Raw genomic sequence first — 17,464 nt, 5'->3', positions numbered from 1 at the left:
GGGGGCGCCACTGCGGCTGAGGAGGAGCAGGTGCCGGACGCCGTGCGGGCCGGCCAGGTGACGGGCGAGCAGCCCGCCCAGTGCTCCGGTGCCGCCCGTGATCAGGACGGTCCGACCGGGGTCGAGGGGCGTCGGCTGGGTGAGGACGATCTTGCCGGTCGTCTGACCCTGGCTGAGGGCACGCAGTGCCTGGCGCACATGGCGGATGCTCCACCGCTGGACGGGCAGCGCCATCATGGCGGGATCGTCGAACGGGACGGGCGGGTCGTACTCGCCGGCGGCCAGCAGGCCCGGCAGGTCGACATATCCGTAACCGATCTCCGGGAAGCGTGCGGCGATGCCCTCCGTGACCCGGCCCTCCTGCCGCGCCATGTCGAGGTAGCGGCCGCCGGGCCGCAGCAGCCGCAGGGACGCGTCGAGGAGTTCGCCGGTCACACTGCCGATGACGACATCGACGCCGGTGCCTCCGGTGGCAGCCCGGAACGCGGTCTCGAAGTCCGTGGTACGGGAGTTGGCGATCCGGTGGCGGGGCACCCCCATATCCCGCACGATGGCTTGCTTGGCCGGGCCGGCGGTGGCGTAGATCTCGGCGCCGCGCTGCTGTGCGAGCCGTACCGCCGCCATGCCCACCCCGCCGGCCGCGGAGTGAATGAGGACCTTGTCGCCGGCCCGCAGTCCGGCCTGGACGATCAGCCCGAGGTGGGCGGTGGCGTGAACGATCCGGCTTCCGGCGGCCCGGACCAGCGGCACTCCGTCGGGGACCCGTACCACTTGGGACGGGAGCATGTCGGCCAACGGGCCGTAGGCGCCTTCGAACTCCAGGATCCTGGCCGGCAGCAGGGCCACGCGGTCGCCAGGTCGCCACCCGGAGACGCCCGCACCGGTCTCGGTGACGACTCCGGCCGACTCGAAGCCCAGGTGGCTGTCCTGGATGAGGCCCAGGGCCACCATGGTGTCGCGGAAGTTCGCGCCCGTGGCCACGATGCGGATCCGGAGCTTTCCGGGGGCCACGGGGGCGGCCAGTTCCGGCACCGGCACGGGACGTACGGCCTCCAGCGTCCCCTGCGGCGAGGGCACCAGCCGCCACGGCAGGTCGTCGGCCGGGAGTCGCAGCGCCTCGTCGTCGTGGGCGGTCACCAGCCGGGGCAGCAGCAACCTGCCGTCCCGTGCCGCCAGGGTGCGGTGTGGCGCCGCAAGCACCGTGTGCACGAGGTCGGTGGTGACACCGCCGTGGTCCGTGTCGAGGAGCTGGACCCGGCCGGGGAACTCGTTGACGGCGGAGCGGGCCAGCCCCGCGCAGGCCGCCCCGGCCAGATCCAGGACCGGTTCCGCGAACGTCGTGGACTCGGCGCGGCAGGTCAGGATCAGCAGACGGGTTCCGGCCCAGGGTTCGTGGCGCAGGAACGCCTGCAGGTGTGTCAGGAGGATGTGCAGCCGTTCCCTGGTCTCCCGGGCGAGTCCGGCGCCGTCCGCCAGCTTCTCTCCCGGACCCCGGCAGTCCAGCACCACGGCTCCGGGTACGGCGCCGGAGGCCGAGAGTGCCGCCATGTCCGGGTGGGTGCCGTAGGTGTCCGTCACCGGTAGGTCCGTGGCCGTGCTGACAGCAGCCCAGGTCACCGGGGCCGGTCCGGCGGCGCGGTCGGCCTCGTAGGGGCGCCAGGAGGCACGGTAGGCGGCACGGTCGGCGGCCGCGAGCAGGGCCCGCAGGTGACGTGTCGACACCCGGCGCAGCCGCAGGTCCTGGATCCGTACCACCGGCGTACCGGCGTCGTCGGTCGCGGTGAGATCGACGGCGCCGTGTTCGGTCACCGTCATGGTGGCCCGCAGGACCCTGGCCCCTCGGGTGAACACCCGGACACCGGCCATGGCGTGGGGCAGCCGGGTCGTGGCGCCCGTCCTGGTCATGACCAGGGCGTGCAGCGCGGCATCCAGCAGCGCGGGGTGCAGGGCGAAACCGGCCGGGTCCTGGTCTCGGGGGAGCCGGACCTCGGCGTGTACGGTGCCGCTCGCACCGCGCCACACGGCGACGAGGTTACGGAAGGCCGAGCCGTACTCGTACCCCTGGTCGCGCAGGTCGCGGTAGCAGTCGGTCAGATCATGGGGTTCGGCTTCGGCGGGCGGCCACGGGGCCGTCACGGCCGGGGGTGCGGGCAGCTCCCCGGTGGCGGCTTCGGCGCACCGCGTCCACTCTCCGGTGCTGCCGCGTGGACGCGCGTACAGGGTGAGGTGCTGCCGGCCTTCGGCGTCCGGCGCGGTGGTGTGCGTCTGGATGTCGACCGGCTCCTCGCCGAGCACCAGCGGTGCGTGCAGGACGGCGTCCACAAGGCCGCGCGCTCCGTCGGCCCCGTCGCTCGCCTGCGTGAGCAGCTCGACCACGCCGGTGGCGGGCAGCAGCACGGTGCCGTGCACGGCGTGGTCGGCGAGCCAGGGGTGCTCGGCCAGGGCGAGCCGCCCGGTCCGTACGACGGATCCGTCCGGCAGGTTGAGGGCCGCGCCCAGCCATCGGTGCTCGACGCGGTCGAGACCGGCGGAGGCCAGGTCGGGCGCGTGATCGGCCCGGGACAGCCAGAAGCGGTCGTGCTGGAACGGGTAGCCGGGCAGTCCGACGGTCCGGGCGTCCGGGTACAGCATGCTCCAGTCGATGTCGACGCCCCGGGCGTGGGCCCCGGCGAGCGCGTCGTGGAAGTCGGCCGTGTCGCCGTGGCCGCGCCGCAGCGAGGCGCATGCCTGGCCCTGGAGCCCGGCGTCGGCGAGCAGGTCCCGCAGCGGGCCCAGCAGCACCGGGTGCGGCGAGACCTCGACGAACGTACGGTGTCCGTCGTCCAGAGCGGCGCGCACGGCGGTGTCGAAGAGCACCGCCCGGCGCAGGTTGCCGTACCAGTACGTCGCGTCCAGCTCCCCCGCGCCGACCGGTTTCCCGGTGGTCGTGGAGATCATGGGGATCTCCGGGGCCCGCGAGACGACGTCCCCCAGGTCGGCCAGGACGACCTCACGCACCAGGTCGACATGGCGGCTGTGGGAGGCGTAGTCGACGGGGACGGGGCGCGCCCAGATGCCCTCGCGTTCGCAGTGGTCCAGCATCCGCCGGATCGCCCCCGGATCGCCGGCGACCGTGGTGGCGGCAGGACCGTTGCACGCCGCGACCTCGACGTCCAGTCCCGTGCTTCCCACGAGGTCCTGGACCCGCTCGGCCGGCAGGGCGACCGATGCCATGGTGCCCAGGCCACGAATTTCACGGAGCGCGGCGCTGCGCAGGGCCACCACTCGGGCCGCGTCCTCCAGTGACAGCGCCCCGCAGACGTACGCGGCGGCTATCTCGCCCTGGCTGTGTCCGATCACCGCGGCCGGACGGACGCCATGGGCCTGCCAGAGCCGTGCCAGCGCGACGTAGACCGCGAACAGGACCGGCTGCACCACATCGGCCCGCTCCAGCGACGGGGCCCCGGGGCTCCGTCGCACGACGTCGGCGACATCGAAGTCCACCCAGGCTTCGAGTACCTGACAACATCGCTCGAACTCCTCAGCGAAGACGGGCGATTCCCGCAGCAGCCCGGCCGCCATGCCCGCCCACTGGGCTCCCTGCCCCGGAAACACGAAGACCGGCCCGGACCCCTTCGCGGCGGCCTGGGCCCGGGCGACGTGGGTCGGCAGCGCGTCCCGGCCCTCGGCGAGCGCGTCCAGTCCGTCCACCAGCTCGGTGACGTCCGATCCGGTGATCACGGCGCGCTCGGCGAGCGGGCTCCGTGTCGTCGCCAGGGAGAAGCCCACATCGGCCGGATCCGCCCGCTGTGCCCGAACCGCCGAGGCGAGTGACCGGGAAACATCGCGCAGACCGTCGGCGGACTCCGCGTAGACCGGCCACAGCAGCCGTCGTGGTGCCCCGGCAGGGGGGCGGGGCCCGTCCTCCGGAACGGCGGGTGCCTCCTCCACCAGCACATGGGCGTTGGTCCCGCCGATGCCGTACGCCAGCACCCCGGCGCGGCGGGTCCGCTCGCCGCGCGGCCACGGCCGTGCCTCATGCAGCAGGTGCATCCCCTGCGACCAATCGACCGAGGTCAGCGGCTCCTGGGCATGGAGGGTCGCGGGCATCCGCTCGTGCCGCAGCGCCAGTACGGCCTTGATGATTCCGGCCATGCCCGCCGCGGCCTGCGTGTGCCCGATGTTCGACTTGGCCGACCCGATCCACACCGGGTCCTGAGGGCGGCGGCCGACCCCGTAGGTCGCGGCGAGCGAGGAGGCTTCGATGGGGTCCCCGACCTGCGTTCCCGTGCCGTGCGCCTCGACGAGATCGACATCCTGCGGCCGCAGCCCGGCATCGCGCAGGGCTTCCGCGATGAGAGCCTGCTGGGCGGCGCCGTCCGGCACACTCAGCGCCTGGCTGGCACCATCCTCATTGACCGCGCTCCCCCGCAGCAGGGCGAGCACGGGGCGGCCCTCGGCGACCGCACGTGCGAGGGGCATGAGCACCAGCGCTCCCACGCCCTCGGCGGGAGCGAATCCGCGCCGCCCCTCCGCGAAGGCCCGGCTCAGCCCGTCATCGGCCAGCGCCCCGACCCGGGCCATGTAGATGAGCATTTCGGGCCCGGCCATGACCGAGACACCGGCGGCCACCGCGGCGTCGCACTCGCCGGCCCGCAGCGCCTTGATCGCGAGGTGGGTCGCCACCAGCGACGACGAACACGCGGTGTCCACCGCCATCGCCGGTCCGTTCAGTCCCAGCACATACGAGACCCGCCCGGCCGCGACGCTCGGCGCCAAGCTGGTCGACAGATGGCTCTCCAGCCCCGACGTGTCGGTCGTCCCGTCGCTGCGTATGTAGTTGCTGTCGAAGATCCCGACGTAGACACCGGTCCGTGAACCTTCCAGCGAACGCGGGGCGATCCGCGCGTTCTCCAGGGCGTGCCACACCCCTTCGAGCAGCAGGCGTTGCTGCGGATCCATGGCGGTGGCCTCTTTCGGTCCGATACCGAAGAAGGCCGCGTCGAATCCGGCGGCGTCCTCAAGGAATCCGCCGCGCCGCACATACGTCGTTCCCTCTACCGAGGAGTCCTCGTCATACAGCCGGTTTAAGTTCCAGCCCCGGTCCGCCGGTAATGCGGAGGAGAAATGCCTTCCCTCTTTCAGGAGGTCCCAGTAGTCCTGCGGAGATTCGATCCCTCCCGGGAACCGGCATGACATTCCCACGATGGCGATGGGCTCCGCCATAGGCAATTGCACTCGTACTCCAGCTTGCTCTGAAATCTCACCGACACGGTCGGGTATGCGGCGGACAGCACGTGGAAAGAGCCGAATGCCAACTCCGCGGCACCGGCACCGCGCCGCCATCTTGCCCCTCGATCCACCCGACAATCACTTTCACGCGGTGAACTGCCCTGCTGGACGCCGGTGTTGCCCTCCTGCCCAGTGACCGTTTCCCCGAAGATCCTCAGGGCGTGGTTCGCCGGGCCGTCGGAGGTGACCTGCGCGGGCGAGCCGGTACGCCACCACGCTAGGCGGCCCGTGGACCCCGGCGCGGTCTGCTCCGTAACTCCGCCCCGGTTCAGCGGCGTTGCCGCTCCTCGTGCCCAGGCGAAGCGGCGACCGGGCGACGCGATCAGCGATCGTGGAGAAGGGCGACCGCTTCGGCGAAGTCGGCATGCGCGGGTTCGAAGGATCGTGCCGCGACGAGGAACATCGACCGGTCGGTGAGGGCGCGGGCGAGGCGTGCATGGTTGTCGGGCAGGCGGCGGGCGAGCGTCACACCCTCGTCGAAGGACGGCGTGAACCGGTCCTCGAACAGGTGGGGGTGGTCGCCTTCGCGGACAGCCGTGCGGATGCCGATCCTGCGTTGGACGTCGACCAGTTCGGGCAGCCGATCGGCCTCGCGCAGTCTCGCCGCCTCCGCTTCGAGGCCCGGCAGCATGCCGAGAAAACCGTCCCGCACATCGCGCGACCATCGGAGCTCCGTGCCGAACGGCGGCATCGGCGACTCGGGGCTCGCGGCGGGTTCGGCTGCCCGCCCCGACAGGACGAAGAGCGTCCTCCACCACCCGAGGATGCAACTCCAGTTCTTCGGCTCGCCGGTGGTCGCGAGCTCCTCCAGGACACTCAGAGCCTCTCGCCGGGCGGCCCCAGCACTCGCCTCATCCCCGACGGCCTCCCGCATCCGGGAGAAGTGAACCAACTCCCAGGTGAGTATCGCCAGAGCGGTGCGCTGTTCGGCCGCCTTGCGCCGGGTCTCCTCAAGGAGCTCACGGAAGACGGCTGATGCGGCGTCGTGCAGCCCGGCGCCCTCCAGGTTCGCCGCCCACTGGACCATGTTCCAGAAGGAGTGCTCCGGGATTCCGTTCCGGGCGGCCTCTTCGTCGAGCTTTGCGGCCTCCCTGAAGTGCCCCTCCTCGGCCAGAACGCTCGCCAGGGGCTCGCTTCGGCCGGCCTCGGCCAGCTCCTCACAGATTGCGCGTCCTTCCGCCCTGTGCCCGAGGGCGAACAAGGAAGCCTGATAGGCGTCCAGGGCCCGGTGCAACCGCTCCGCCCGGTTCGGCGCCCCGACCTCTATCCTGCGAGCGGCCCGGGAAGCCTCCGCGGCGAGCGCGAGGTCCACCTTCGGATCCCGGCTCTCGTAGCGCAGCGCGAGCAGGGCGTCGACCAACTTCGGCATGTACGCCTTTGGACTCACCTCGGCCAGAACCCGGTACGCGCCGACCAGTTCGGCCCGACTCGGCCGTCCGGACCCCAGCAGCAGCACGCGGGCCCGAAGCACCGCGTCGTGATCGATCGTCACCGTTCCCCCTGTCTGCGGATGACGCACGAAGGAGATTCTGGGTGGCGGGGAACGGACCGGACAAGCCTGGCGGACTGTGCGTTCCGTCCTACGAAAAACGGCGCTGACCTGTCATGATGGACTTGCTTTCGTCCTGAATCCACGAGCGGGGAGCAGCACCGGACGCCTCCCGCACAGCACGCAATGGGGCCGCATCCGGCACGGCCTGCGTCTCGGGCAGCGTTGGAGCAGGTGAAGGGCGAGCATGGACGCCTCCTGGGATTCCTTGTCCGCACCGGCCAGGTCGCCGTCCTTGCCGTAGAAGAGGTCCTTGTTCGCGCTGTTCCAGTTCTCCACCACCCGGAGGACCTCGTGGATCTCCGGGCGCAGCTCGACGTCGGCGAGGTAGTCGCAGACGAACGACGTACGCACCGCCTGGCCCAGCTCCTCGATCGCCTGGTAGGTGGGGTGTTTCGGTCCGCCTCGGGTGAAGCGGCGCAGGACCTGCTCCGCCTCCGCGGTGCCCAGGCGGAGCGCGGTGGTGTACTTCACGATCTGGTCGTACGGCTGGCGGATCAGGTCCCAGTTGATCGTCTTGGTGGACAGCACCGGCGCGAGGTGCGGCCAGTTGTCGTCCTCCCCGGCGGCCGGCCGGTACAGCCGGGCAGAGCCGATGTTCTTCAGCCTCGGCATGAGTGTGAAGTCGAGCATGTGGGCGGAGGCGAAACCGACGATGGACGCGCCGTGGGTGTCGGTGTACTGCCGGTCCACCTCCATGTCGGTGCAGTGCCGCAGGACACCCGATCATTGAGGCGACCTCGGAGGCCGAGCAGCTCTTGAGCTGGGAGTAGATGCACACCGACTTCCGCTCCACATGCCAGTGGATCATCACGCCCGGCCCCCGGTAGCGCTGGTGCCACGCGGTCATCAGGTTCGAGGACCAGGCCCCGAACTTGCGGCTGTCGGACGCGCATGCGGTGCCGGTGCCCCACCACTTCTCATCGCGGGCGGCGAAGGTGGCGTTCACCAGCTTCACCAGCGCGGCGCGCATGTTGGCCCGGTTGACGAACAGGTGCCGCACCCGGCGCAGCGTCGGCTCGGACTCGCCGTGCTTGCCGGTGACCGCGACGCGCTTGATGCCATGTTGGTGCCCAGACCGAACAGCACCAGCAGCAGTCGACGGCGCAGTACGTCCTTGGACAGGTTCTCGCGGGTGGCGACCGAGGCGAACTCGGCGATGAAGTCCGTGTCGAACTCGGCGTACTTCAGGATGTCCAGCAGGTCGATGGTGCCCCAGCGCCGTTCGATCTCGGCCTTGATGGCGACCAGAGACTCCGGCTCCTCCTGCTTTCCTCGCGGCGAGACACGGATCCACGGCTCGCCGTGCTTCCTGACGATCGCGACGCCCGTGGTGCCCTCGTCCAGGGCCTGCTCGAAGCGGTCCAGCGACGTGCGGAGCTTGCCCTGGAGGGCGGTGATGAACGACCGGCGTCCTGTGGCTGGCCCAGGGCCACGTAGTGGACGTCCCGGTTGTCCTCGAAGTCGGCGGGCAGGTCGTCCTCCGGGTTGCGCCACCGGTTCGCGCCCACCGCCCAAATCTCCCGCCGACGCAGCGCGTCCCTCAACGACACCAGCACGCACAGCTCGTACGGGATGCGCTCGACCCGGCCCTTGTCGTCCACCGCCGCCGCCCGCCACTGCTCGGGCACCACCCCGTCCAGCGGCACCGTCTCCGCCGGGTCGAAGAACGCGCCCGGCGGGTGCGAATCGTTCCTGCGGTGAAGAACCGTGGTCCGTGCGGGTGAGCGCAGCCGCCTTTGTCTCCCGGGAGCGTGCGGGGGCCGGTAGAACGTGGGGGTTGTTCCGTCGTGCTGAAGGGTGGTCGTGATGAGCCGAGGTTTGATCGTCGTGGATGTGCAGAACGACTTCTGTGAGGGAGGCAGTGTTCCGGTCTCGGGTGGGGCGGGGATCGCGACCGCTGTCGCCGATCTGGTGGAACGCAGTGCGGGGGCTGACTATCAGTACGTCGTCGCCACCCGGGATCACCACATCGACCCGGGGAGCCACTTCTCCGAGAACCCTGACTTCAAGGACAGCTTCCCCGTCCACTGCGTGGTCGGCCATGAGGGCGGTGAGTTCCACCCGAACTTCGCCCCCACGGCCACGGGCGGCAAGGTGGACGCCGTCTTCTTCAAGGGCGCCCACAGTGCCTCCAAGAGCGGCTTCGAAGGTGCCGACGAACACGGCACGCCCCTGGCGGACTGGCTGCGCTCGCGAGGGGTGGAAGACGTCGATGTGGTGGGCATCGCCACCGACCACTGTGTGCGCGCGACGGCCCTGGACGCCGTCAAGGCCGGGTTCCGTGCCCGTGTGCTCCTGGACTACTCGGTCGGGGTTGCCCCGGACACGACAGCCTCGACCCTGGAGGACTTCCGTCAAGCGGGCGTGGCCGTCTCCGGTGAGACCCCCGTACCGCAATAGCGGCGCGACCTCTACGTTCGACAAACGATCTTGGGCGGTTCTGGAAGCCGGAGGATCAGCGGGGCGAGGTGGACTCCGGCCTCGTAGCGGGTGACCGGCGTGTCGAGCCGGGCGCCGCGGCCTGTTCCGCCGACGGACATGGCCCGGGCAGGCCCCAAGGCGCCCCTGGGCAAGCCTCCCTGCCCGGAGGCTTGCCCATGCGGCCCATATAGCCGCCTTCGCCCGGCCCTTCCAGAACGCCGTCGGCATCGTCGACGCCGGCAGAACACCACGGGGGCTGGGGCCACAACCCTCCGGACTCCGGGGCGTTGCTCACCGTGCCGTGGAGCACAGGGGCGCGAGCCATGGGCACGCATGGGGGAGTGACGTAAGGGTGGCGGTGGAGACCTCACCCGGGCGGCAGGGGCGGCGCAGCGTGGTGGTCACGGGAGCGACCAGGGGCGTCGGTGCCTCTACGGCCCTGCGGCTGGCCGGTGGCGGTTTCGATGTGATCGACACGGCGCGCAGCCGGGAGAAGGCGGACGCGCTGGTCGCAGCTGCGGCGGCGCGCGGGCGGCCTGTTGAGGACGGTGGTACTGGACGTCGCGGACCCGTCCTCCTGCGCCGAGGCGATGGGAGAAGTCGCCCGGATGACGGGTGGCGGCGCGTGGGCGGTGGTGAACAACGCCGGGGTGCCGCAGGCGGGCTCGATCGAGGATGTCAGCGATGAACAGGCGCGCCATCTGCTCGAGGTGAACCTTCTGGGAGCCATGCGGATCTACCGCCTGGCTCTCCCGCAGATGCGCCTGCTGGGTGAGGGCCGCATCGTGAACGTGTCGTCGGCTCTGGGGCGGGTGCCCTGGCCGCTGGGCGGCTGGTACAGCGCGAGCAAGCACGCGTTGAGCGCGCTCACCCACTGCCTGCGCGTGGAGATGGCGCATGCCGGCGTCCGGGTACGGATGCCAGCGGCCTGGCTATCCCCGCATCTCGGGGGGAACCTCATGGGGTCGCCTGGGTCTCGATCGGGTTGGCCCACGAGGCGTAGGTCGGCGGTGAAGTCGTGCACGCGCCGGGCGGCCGCGGCGTCCGGGAGTTGCCGCCGTTCTGCCGGTTCGGGTGCCGGTCTTGCCGGTGTGGGGGAGTTTGTGCAGGCCGGAGCAAGTGTGGTGCGTCCAGATCCGGTCCAGTGGTACTGACCTGCCCGCTTCTTAACGTGAGGACCACGGCACAGCAGTTGCTGCGCCTCACGGCGTGAGGAGAAGACATGACCATCAGGACCAGAAACGGACGGCGGCACCCGGCCCTCGTCCCTGCGACGCTGGCGGTGCTCACCGCGTGCTTCGTGGCGCCCTCGGCGCCCGCGAGCGCCGATGCGGATCCGGACTTCGTGAAGCAGGTCGGCCTCGCCACGGTCACGGACGGCGGCGGCAACAAACGGCCCGCCGAGTTCGCCGTTGACTCCGAGGGCAGGATGTGGGAGTTCGAGAAGAGCGGTTCGGGCTGGCTCAAGAAGAACCGGGGCATCCCTTCCAGAGGCGTTACCAGCACCCAGATCCGCTCGGGGGCCGGCGCGTTGGGTGTAAACCAGGGTGCTCGTGCCTACGTCGTCGGAGAAGACGGCTATCTGTGGGAGTTCCTGCACGACGGTGAGGACACGGGGTGGGCAAGGCTCCCGCGTCCGGCCGGTGCGAAGAAGTTCGTGAGCGCGGTCGGTACCGAGGCGGCCAAGGACGGAATGCCGGTCGTGGTGGTACGGGACGCGGACAAGCAACTGTGGCAATACCGGCACGGCAACGGGGAGTGGACGACGGAACACTTGGGCACGATTCCCGCCAGTACCGGGGAGACACTGGCGGGGAACGCCGGTCTGGGCATGTTCCGTGACGGGGCCTACGCCTTCACCGTCAGCAACCGGAACGTGCTCTGGTCCGTCCACAAGACGCGTGACGGGCACTGGAACTGGTCGTCCTGGGGCACGGGGCGTCTGGACGGGGAACTCTGGTCCTCCCTCGGCGTCATCTCGTACAAGGACAGGGACGAGCTGCGGGCCTTCATGCGGTCCAGGGACGGCCACGCCTGGCGGGTCTCCTGGGACGGCGGGACCGGGCGATGGGAGGACCTAGGAGCCCCGCCGGCCGTTCCGCTGACCGAAAACGGCGGAGGCGTCAACGCGATACCGACCGGCGAGCAGGTCACGGCGGTCGGCGGCGACGGCAAGCTGTGGAACACCGTGGCCGAACAGGCCCCGTCCGCCGTCTGGAAGAGGACGGACGTTCCGGAAGGGCTTCGCCTGAACAAAGAGCTGGGTTCCCGCAACGTGGGCAACGACAGCTACACCTTCGTCGTGGACTCGGAAGGAGACCTCTGGGTCGCCAAGTACTCCGCCACCCCGCCCGCATGGAAGTGGGACGAGATCAGCAAGTGATCCGTTGGGCCACGCCGACTCGTTGACCCACTGACCTGCCCCACTGCCGCCAGGGCCCGGAACGGCGACAACCGGACGCTGTCGGTGAATTCTCCGGGCGAAGCAGACTGGCCGCTGACGATCGCAGACCACCCGGTACGTGGTGCGCGGAGCGTGACAGATTCCGGAAAACCGCCGCACTCCGCGCGCAGGTGATCCGTCATCGGCCATCGGCGGAAACGCCAACAGCATCCGGCGACAACCGTTCCGGTCCCTCACCGGGCACCACCCTGCGCAGTGTCTCGTACGGTCGGCCCTCCGACCGTATGATGCAGCGTCAGATCACGGCTGGGGGGCTGTTTGGCGCTTGACCGGCGTTGCCCTGCCCCTCGGTGGCACCGGAGGGGACACGGGACATTGGGGCGTACGCCTGAGCAGTTGGGGGCCTGGCTTCGGGCCCGTCGTGTGCACCTGGGGCTGAGCCAGACCCAGCTCGCCGAACAGGCCGGAGTGAGTACCCGCGGCATTCGTGAGATCGAACGGGGGCGGGCACCGTCACCACGCAGCCGGTCGGTGCTGCGACTGATCGCGGTGCTGGGGCTGGAAGCCGAGTCGGCATCCGGCGCGGAGCCGCGAGGCGGGGACGTACTCCGGGTCGGGGTGCTCGGGCCGCTGACGCTGCGGGTGGCCGGGGAGACCGTGGACGTCGGGTCGGCCAAGCAGCAAGGTCTGCTCGGCCTGCTGGCCCTTCAGCCGGGCCTGTCCATCCCGCAGGACGAGATCGTCGACATCCTGTGGGACGCCTGCCCGCCCGCCACCTGCCTGAACCTGGTCCACACGTACGTCGCCCGGTTGCGTCGCACACTCGCCCCGGCGAACCAGACTGGGCAGGCATCGGACGGGGTGCTGCGCCGCACCCGCATCGGCTATCTGCTGCAGCTCGCCGAAGGCCAGTCGGACGCCGTGGAGTTCACCGAACTGGCGGCACGAGCCTCGGCGGCCAAGACCCTGGACGAGACGTTCCGGCAGTCGGGGGAGGGCCTGCGGCTGTGTCGGGGTGCCGTTCTGGGAGGCGCGCCGCACAGGGTGCGCGAGCACCCGTCGGCGGTGGCGCTCACCCGGCAGTGGATGTCGCTCGTACAGTCGTACGCCGACGCAGCCCTGGAGCTGGGCAGAGCGGCGGAGGCCCTCCCCGAACTCCAGAAGGCCGCAGGCCTCGACCCGCTGCACGAGGGCGTACACGCTCGGATCATGCTGGCGCTCGCGGCCTCGGGCCAACAGGCCGCCGCCCTGACTCTGTTCGGGGCGCTGCGGACCCGCTTGGACGACCAGCTGGGAGTCACCCCCGGACCGGAGGTGACCGAGGCCCACATGCGCATCCTGCGGATGGACCTGCCGCGGCCGGCGGCCGCCGCCCCGCCCCCGGCAATCTCCCTCATGCCGCCCGCCCTGCTGCCCTACGACGTCCCCTTCTTCACCGGCCGCGACGAGCAGCTGGACCGCCTGGACGCCCTGCTCGTGGAACATGGGACCGGGATCTGTGCACTCACCGGCGCCGCCGGGGTCGGCAAGACGGCCCTGGCTGTGCACTGGGCGCACCGGGTCCGTGACCGTTTCCCGGACGGCCAGCTCTTCGTGGACCTGCGGGGGCATTCGCCGGCGGCGGCGCCGCTTCGCCCTGTCGAGGCACTGGTCCGGTTCCTGCTGGCCCTGGGGGTGGCGGGCGAGCGGATACCCGACACGCCCGAGGCTGCCGCCGACCTGTACCGGACCCTGGCCGCTGAGCGGCGGATGATGGTCGTCCTGGACAACGCGGTCGATGTGGACCAGATCCGGCCGCTGCTGCCCGGCGGCCCCGGCTGCCTGGTGCTGGTCACCAGCCGTAGCCGACTGGCCGGGCTGGCTGTCGGCGACGGCGCCCGCCGCCTCCCAGTGGACGTGTTCGGCGCGGAGGAGTCCCGGCTGCTGCTGGCCCGTACGCTCGGCAGAGCCCGGGTCGACGCGGAGCCGGAAGCCGCCGCCGCACTCGCGGACGCCTGTGGCCACCTCCCGCTGGCCCTTCGGATCTCCGCAGCCAACCTGGACCATACGCCCCGGCGTGCCCTCAGGGACCAGGCCGACGAACTGTGCGCGGGGGACCGGCTGGGGCTGCTGTCCGTGGACGGCGACGACCGGTCGGCCGTACGGGCCGCCTTCAGCCTCTCGTACCACGCCCTGCCAGCCCCGGTTCGCCGGATGTTCCGGCTGCTGGCCCTGGCGCCCGGGCCGGACATCGGGGTCATGGCCACCGCCGTCCTCACCGACACCACCCCGCGCGAGGCGTCCCGGCTGCTGGAACGGCTGAGTGCCGCCCACCTGCTTCGTGAACACAGCCCGGGTCGCTACCGCTGCCACGACCTGCTGATGCTGTATGCGGCCGAGCGGCTGCAACTTGAGGAGACCCGTACGGCACAGGAGTCGGGGGCCGCCAGGCTGTACGCGTGGCTGCTGGCCGGGGTTAACCGCTGCGCACGCCTCCTCTACCCCGGCACACAGCGCATGCCCGGCGCGGACGAGGAGCCCGGTGGGGTCCCGGCGCCCTTGGTCACACTGCCGGACCTCGCCGATGCCTCGGCCGCCGCGCGCTGGCTGGACATAGAACTGCCGGGCCTCGCCGCGACCGTCCACCGGGCAGCCGCCGAGGGCCACCAGGCCGCCTGGCAGCTTGCCGACGGGTTGCGCGGCTGTTCGTGGACTCGGAAGCACGCCGTCGACTGGCTTGCGGTCGGCGGGGCCGCCCTGGCGGCCGCCCGCCATGCCGGACAGCCGCTCGCCGAGGCCGCCATGCACAACCTGCTGGGTGACGCACATGTCCAGCAGGGTCTCCCGGACTCCGCGATCGCCCACTACGAACGGTTGCTGGTGCTGGCGGAGGCTGCTGGATGGCTGGACGGCGCAGCCACCGCCCACAACAACATCAGCACGGTCGCGCAGCTCAGCGGTCGGCTGCGGCTCGCTGCCGAGCACCTGGACCAGGCCATGGAGCTGGACCGGCGCAACGGACTACCGGAAGGGCACCCCGTGGTGCTCGGCAACCTCGGGCACACGCTGCGTGATCTGGGCCGCCTGCGTGAGGCGCTGGACTGCTACCGCCGGGCGGATGAACTCCTTCCTGCGCTGGGCTCGCGGATGAATCAGCTGCTCAACACGGCCGTTCTGGCGGAGCTGCACCATCTGCTCGGTGAATCGGCGCAGGCGAGGCACTTGCTGGACATCGCCCTGCCGCTGGCCCAAGAGGTGGGCGACCTAGACACCGAGGCCTTCACCTTGCGGCTGGCCGCCCGCATCCGGTGCGACACCGGGGATCTCACGGGTGCCCTGGCAGCGGCCGGGACCGCTGCCGCCCTCAGTGACGAGGACGGTGACGAACACAGCCGCGCTACCGCTCAGCTCGCTCTCGGCGGCGTCCTGCTGGCTGTCGGACGCAGAGACGAGGCCACCACGGCCTATCAGGAGGCGCTGGCACTAGCCCGGAAGCGCGGTGCCCACGACATCGAGGCACGCTCCCTCCTCGGCCTGGCCTCCGTCCTGGCCCCCACCGATCGTCGGCGGGCCGCTGCCGCACTCGATCTGGCCCGACGCTCGGAATACCGCCTCGTGGAGGACGAGGCGCTGACCGTGCTCGCCCGCTGCGGGCTGGAACACGGGGAGCCGGCCGTCGCCGTCGACTACGGCCGTCAGGCACTCGCGGCACATCGCACGAGCGGTTACCGCAAGGGGCAGGCCGAGACCCTTGACATCCTCGGCCGGGCCGCAGCCACGATGCCCGGGGCCGATCCGGTGCCGTACTGGACGGAGGCCCTGGAAATCCTCGACGCCCTCGGTGCTCCGGAGGCCACAGCCCTGCGGCACCGGATCGCCGGGCAAGAGTGATGAGGCCGCGTCAGAGACCCGTCGGCTCGCCGAAAACGGTCATGAGGCCCACCCCGACATTGGCACTAGGCCGTGTTTTAGGACTGGGGTCCGTGTCTCGCCTCGTGCCGTAATGATCTCGATGTGGGGCGAGGGGATCTTTCAGATGACCAGTGGGCGGCGCTGGGGCCGTTGTTGCCGGTCGCGGGGGTGGGTAGGCCGTCCGTCGGCCGGCGGCGGTTGATCAACGGGATCCGCTGGCGGGTGCGGACCGGTACCCCGTGGCGGGACCTGCCACCCGAGTACGGTCCGTGGCAGACGGTCTATGGGCTCTTCCGTCGTTGGCAGCGCGATGGTGTCTGGTCTGCGGTGTTGACCGGGTTGCAGGCTCGGGCGGACGCCGCCGGGCTGATCACCTGGGAGGTGAACGTGGACTCCACGATCTGCCGGGCCGATCAGCACGCGGCCGGTGCCCGGCGCGACGGCCAGACATAGAAGGAGCCGCCGGGCGGCCGCCAGGACGAACCCGTCGATCACGGCCTGGGCCGGTCTCGCGGAGCCTGGACCACGAAGATTCACCTGGCCTGCGAACAAGGGCAGAAGCCTTTATCTCTGCTGGTCACAGCCGGGCAGTGGGGAGACAGCCCGCAGTTCACGGCTGTGTTGGAAGCCATCCGGGTCCCTCGCCTCGGCCTGGGCCGGCCACGGGTCCGTCCAGTACGGGTCCGTGGCGACAAGGCGTATTCGTCGCGCGCGAACCGTGCCTACCTGCGCCTGCGCGGGATCCGCTGCACGATTCCGGAACCTGCCGATCAGGCCGGCCACCGCAAGCGCCGGGGAAAGTCCGGCGGGCGGCCTCCGGCCTTCGACCGTGAGGACTACAAGGCCCGTCACGCAGTCGAGTGTGGCATCAACCGGCTGAAACGGAACCGGGCGGTGGCCACCCGGTTCGACAAGCTAGCGGTCCGCTTCGAGGCCACCATCTTGGTCGCCGCGATCAACGAATGGTTGTGACCTCGGTGCCGATGACACGCTGGCGGCCCACAACGAACCGCAGCTCCGGACGTTCCCACGTGACCTGCGGCGGCGTGGGCGGTACAACGCCGACCCGCTCGGCACCCATGCGGAGGTAGAACCGTTCCGCCGGCGGATTGGACACGACTCGCACATCGGTCAAACCCACACTCTGCGCCTGGTCGAGCATGTGCTCCATCAAGAGCTTCCCCACCCCCGTCCCCTGTGCCTCGTCGGAGACGAACGCCAAGTCCAACTCGGCGGGATCCAGTATCAGAGCGTAGAAACCAACGAGCTGACCAGCGGTATCGACCGCGGCGAAGACCTGATGCCGCTCGATGTAGGCAGCGGTCACCTGGTAGCCGACGATGACGCTGGCGTACTGGCCGCGATACGCCTGGGACTCCTGCACCAGAGCGGTGAGGCCCTCAGCATCCGTCCCAGTGGCCCGCCTGATCCTTGTGCACTCCATGGCATGCAGTATAGGAGTCAATTGATCGTGAGCCCCTTACGCGGCCTACCGCTTTCTCCTTCAAAAGCACGGCCTAGCTATTGATCCGAAACGCTAGGTGTTCTGGGTCGTTGGTCCCTGCGTGAGTGAACTCGTGGGGGATGCACGGCAGTTGTCGCCGTCGGCGCAGGAGGCCCTTCGGCTGCGGGCGGTGGCCGCACTGGTGGCGGGCCGGACTCGCGAGGATGTCGCGGCGGTCTTCCAGGTCTCGCTCAAGGCGGTGGACAACTGGTGGGCGAAGCGGCTGGCAGGCGGGCGCGAAGCGCTCGTGGCCCAGCCGCATGGACGCCGGGGCGGCGAGCATCAGGTTCTCGATGCGGTCGAGGAGCAGGCGGTCCGGCAGGCGGTTCTGGATCACCGCCCCTGTGACCTGGGGCTGGCGGGGCAGCTGTGGACGCGGGCCGGGGTCGGGGATCTGATCGCGAAGCTGTACCGGGTGCGG

General features: G+C 70.7%; 10 protein-coding genes and 3 pseudogenes. 7 read left to right on the top strand and 6 right to left on the bottom strand.

All coding sequences use genetic code 11. The annotated features are described in order from the left end of the window. The 5 genes and pseudogenes from AWZ10_RS45590 to AWZ10_RS54935 all read right to left on the bottom strand — a co-directional run. The coding region (locus AWZ10_RS45590; RefSeq protein ID WP_159058614.1) for a type I polyketide synthase at positions 1–5,205 on the bottom strand (5,205 nt) is incomplete at its 3' end. Positions 5,206–5,593: 388 nt separating this feature from the next. Beyond that, positions 5,594–6,763 carry a hypothetical protein gene (locus tag AWZ10_RS45585; protein WP_060894170.1) on the bottom strand — a complete coding sequence of 390 codons (1,170 nt, stop codon included), beginning with the start codon at positions 6,761–6,763 and terminating at the stop codon, positions 5,594–5,596. Positions 6,764–6,874: 111 nt separating this feature from the next. Next, positions 6,875–7,519: a Tn3 family transposase gene (locus tag AWZ10_RS55430; protein ID WP_119581444.1), complete on the bottom strand. Its 645-nt coding sequence runs from the start codon at positions 7,517–7,519 to the stop codon at positions 6,875–6,877. An 85-nt stretch (positions 7,520–7,604) separates the two neighbouring features. Continuing rightward, positions 7,605–7,880: pseudogene (locus tag AWZ10_RS55425) on the bottom strand (Tn3 family transposase); the annotation flags it as partial. Further along, on the bottom strand, positions 7,775–8,317 hold the full coding sequence (locus AWZ10_RS54935) for a Tn3 family transposase (protein ID WP_060894169.1): 543 nt from the start codon (positions 8,315–8,317) through the stop codon (positions 7,775–7,777). The gene AWZ10_RS54935 and the pseudogene AWZ10_RS55425, both read right to left, overlap by 106 nt. Between AWZ10_RS54935 and AWZ10_RS52110 the strand changes: the two genes are divergently transcribed. The 6 genes and pseudogenes from AWZ10_RS52110 (at position 8,309) to AWZ10_RS45550 (ending at position 16,511) form a co-directional block, all read left to right on the top strand. Then, complete coding sequence (locus tag AWZ10_RS52110; RefSeq protein ID WP_060902668.1) at positions 8,309–8,524, top strand: hypothetical protein; 216 nt, start codon at positions 8,309–8,311, stop codon at positions 8,522–8,524. The genes AWZ10_RS54935 and AWZ10_RS52110 overlap by 9 nt on opposite strands. A gap of 105 nt (positions 8,525–8,629) precedes the next feature. Then, positions 8,630–9,223, top strand: a complete 594-nt coding sequence (locus tag AWZ10_RS45570; protein WP_046709982.1) for an isochorismatase family protein — start codon at positions 8,630–8,632, stop codon at positions 9,221–9,223. A 524-nt stretch (positions 9,224–9,747) separates the two neighbouring features. Further along, positions 9,748–10,398: pseudogene (locus AWZ10_RS53325) on the top strand (SDR family NAD(P)-dependent oxidoreductase); the annotation flags it as partial. A 68-nt stretch (positions 10,399–10,466) separates the two neighbouring features. Continuing rightward, positions 10,467–11,627 (top strand): PLL family lectin, encoded by a 1,161-nt coding sequence (locus AWZ10_RS45560; protein WP_060894167.1) that lies wholly within the window; start codon positions 10,467–10,469, stop codon positions 11,625–11,627. Between the two features lie 396 nt (positions 11,628–12,023). Next, on the top strand, positions 12,024–15,518 hold the full coding sequence (locus tag AWZ10_RS45555) for a BTAD domain-containing putative transcriptional regulator (RefSeq protein ID WP_060894166.1): 3,495 nt from the start codon (positions 12,024–12,026) through the stop codon (positions 15,516–15,518). 123 nt (positions 15,519–15,641) lie between these two features. Continuing rightward, positions 15,642–16,511 (top strand): annotated as a pseudogene (locus AWZ10_RS45550) (IS5 family transposase). Here the strand turns inward: AWZ10_RS45550 and AWZ10_RS45545 are convergent. Next, a complete protein-coding gene (locus tag AWZ10_RS45545) occupies positions 16,495–16,983 on the bottom strand; it encodes a GNAT family N-acetyltransferase (protein ID WP_046710020.1) in 489 nt (162 codons plus the stop codon). The pseudogene AWZ10_RS45550 and the gene AWZ10_RS45545 overlap by 17 nt on opposite strands. A gap of 121 nt (positions 16,984–17,104) precedes the next feature. Here AWZ10_RS45545 and AWZ10_RS45540 point away from each other — a divergent pair. Then, positions 17,105–17,464 (top strand): helix-turn-helix domain-containing protein (locus tag AWZ10_RS45540; RefSeq protein ID WP_159058494.1); only part of this gene is annotated, 360 nt, incomplete at its 3' end.

The sequence above is a fragment of the Streptomyces europaeiscabiei genome (assembly GCF_001550375.1).
Taxonomy (GTDB): domain Bacteria; phylum Actinomycetota; class Actinomycetes; order Streptomycetales; family Streptomycetaceae; genus Streptomyces; species Streptomyces europaeiscabiei.
Note: the sequence above shows the minus strand (reverse complement) of the source record. Positions and strands in the feature narration are given on the sequence as shown.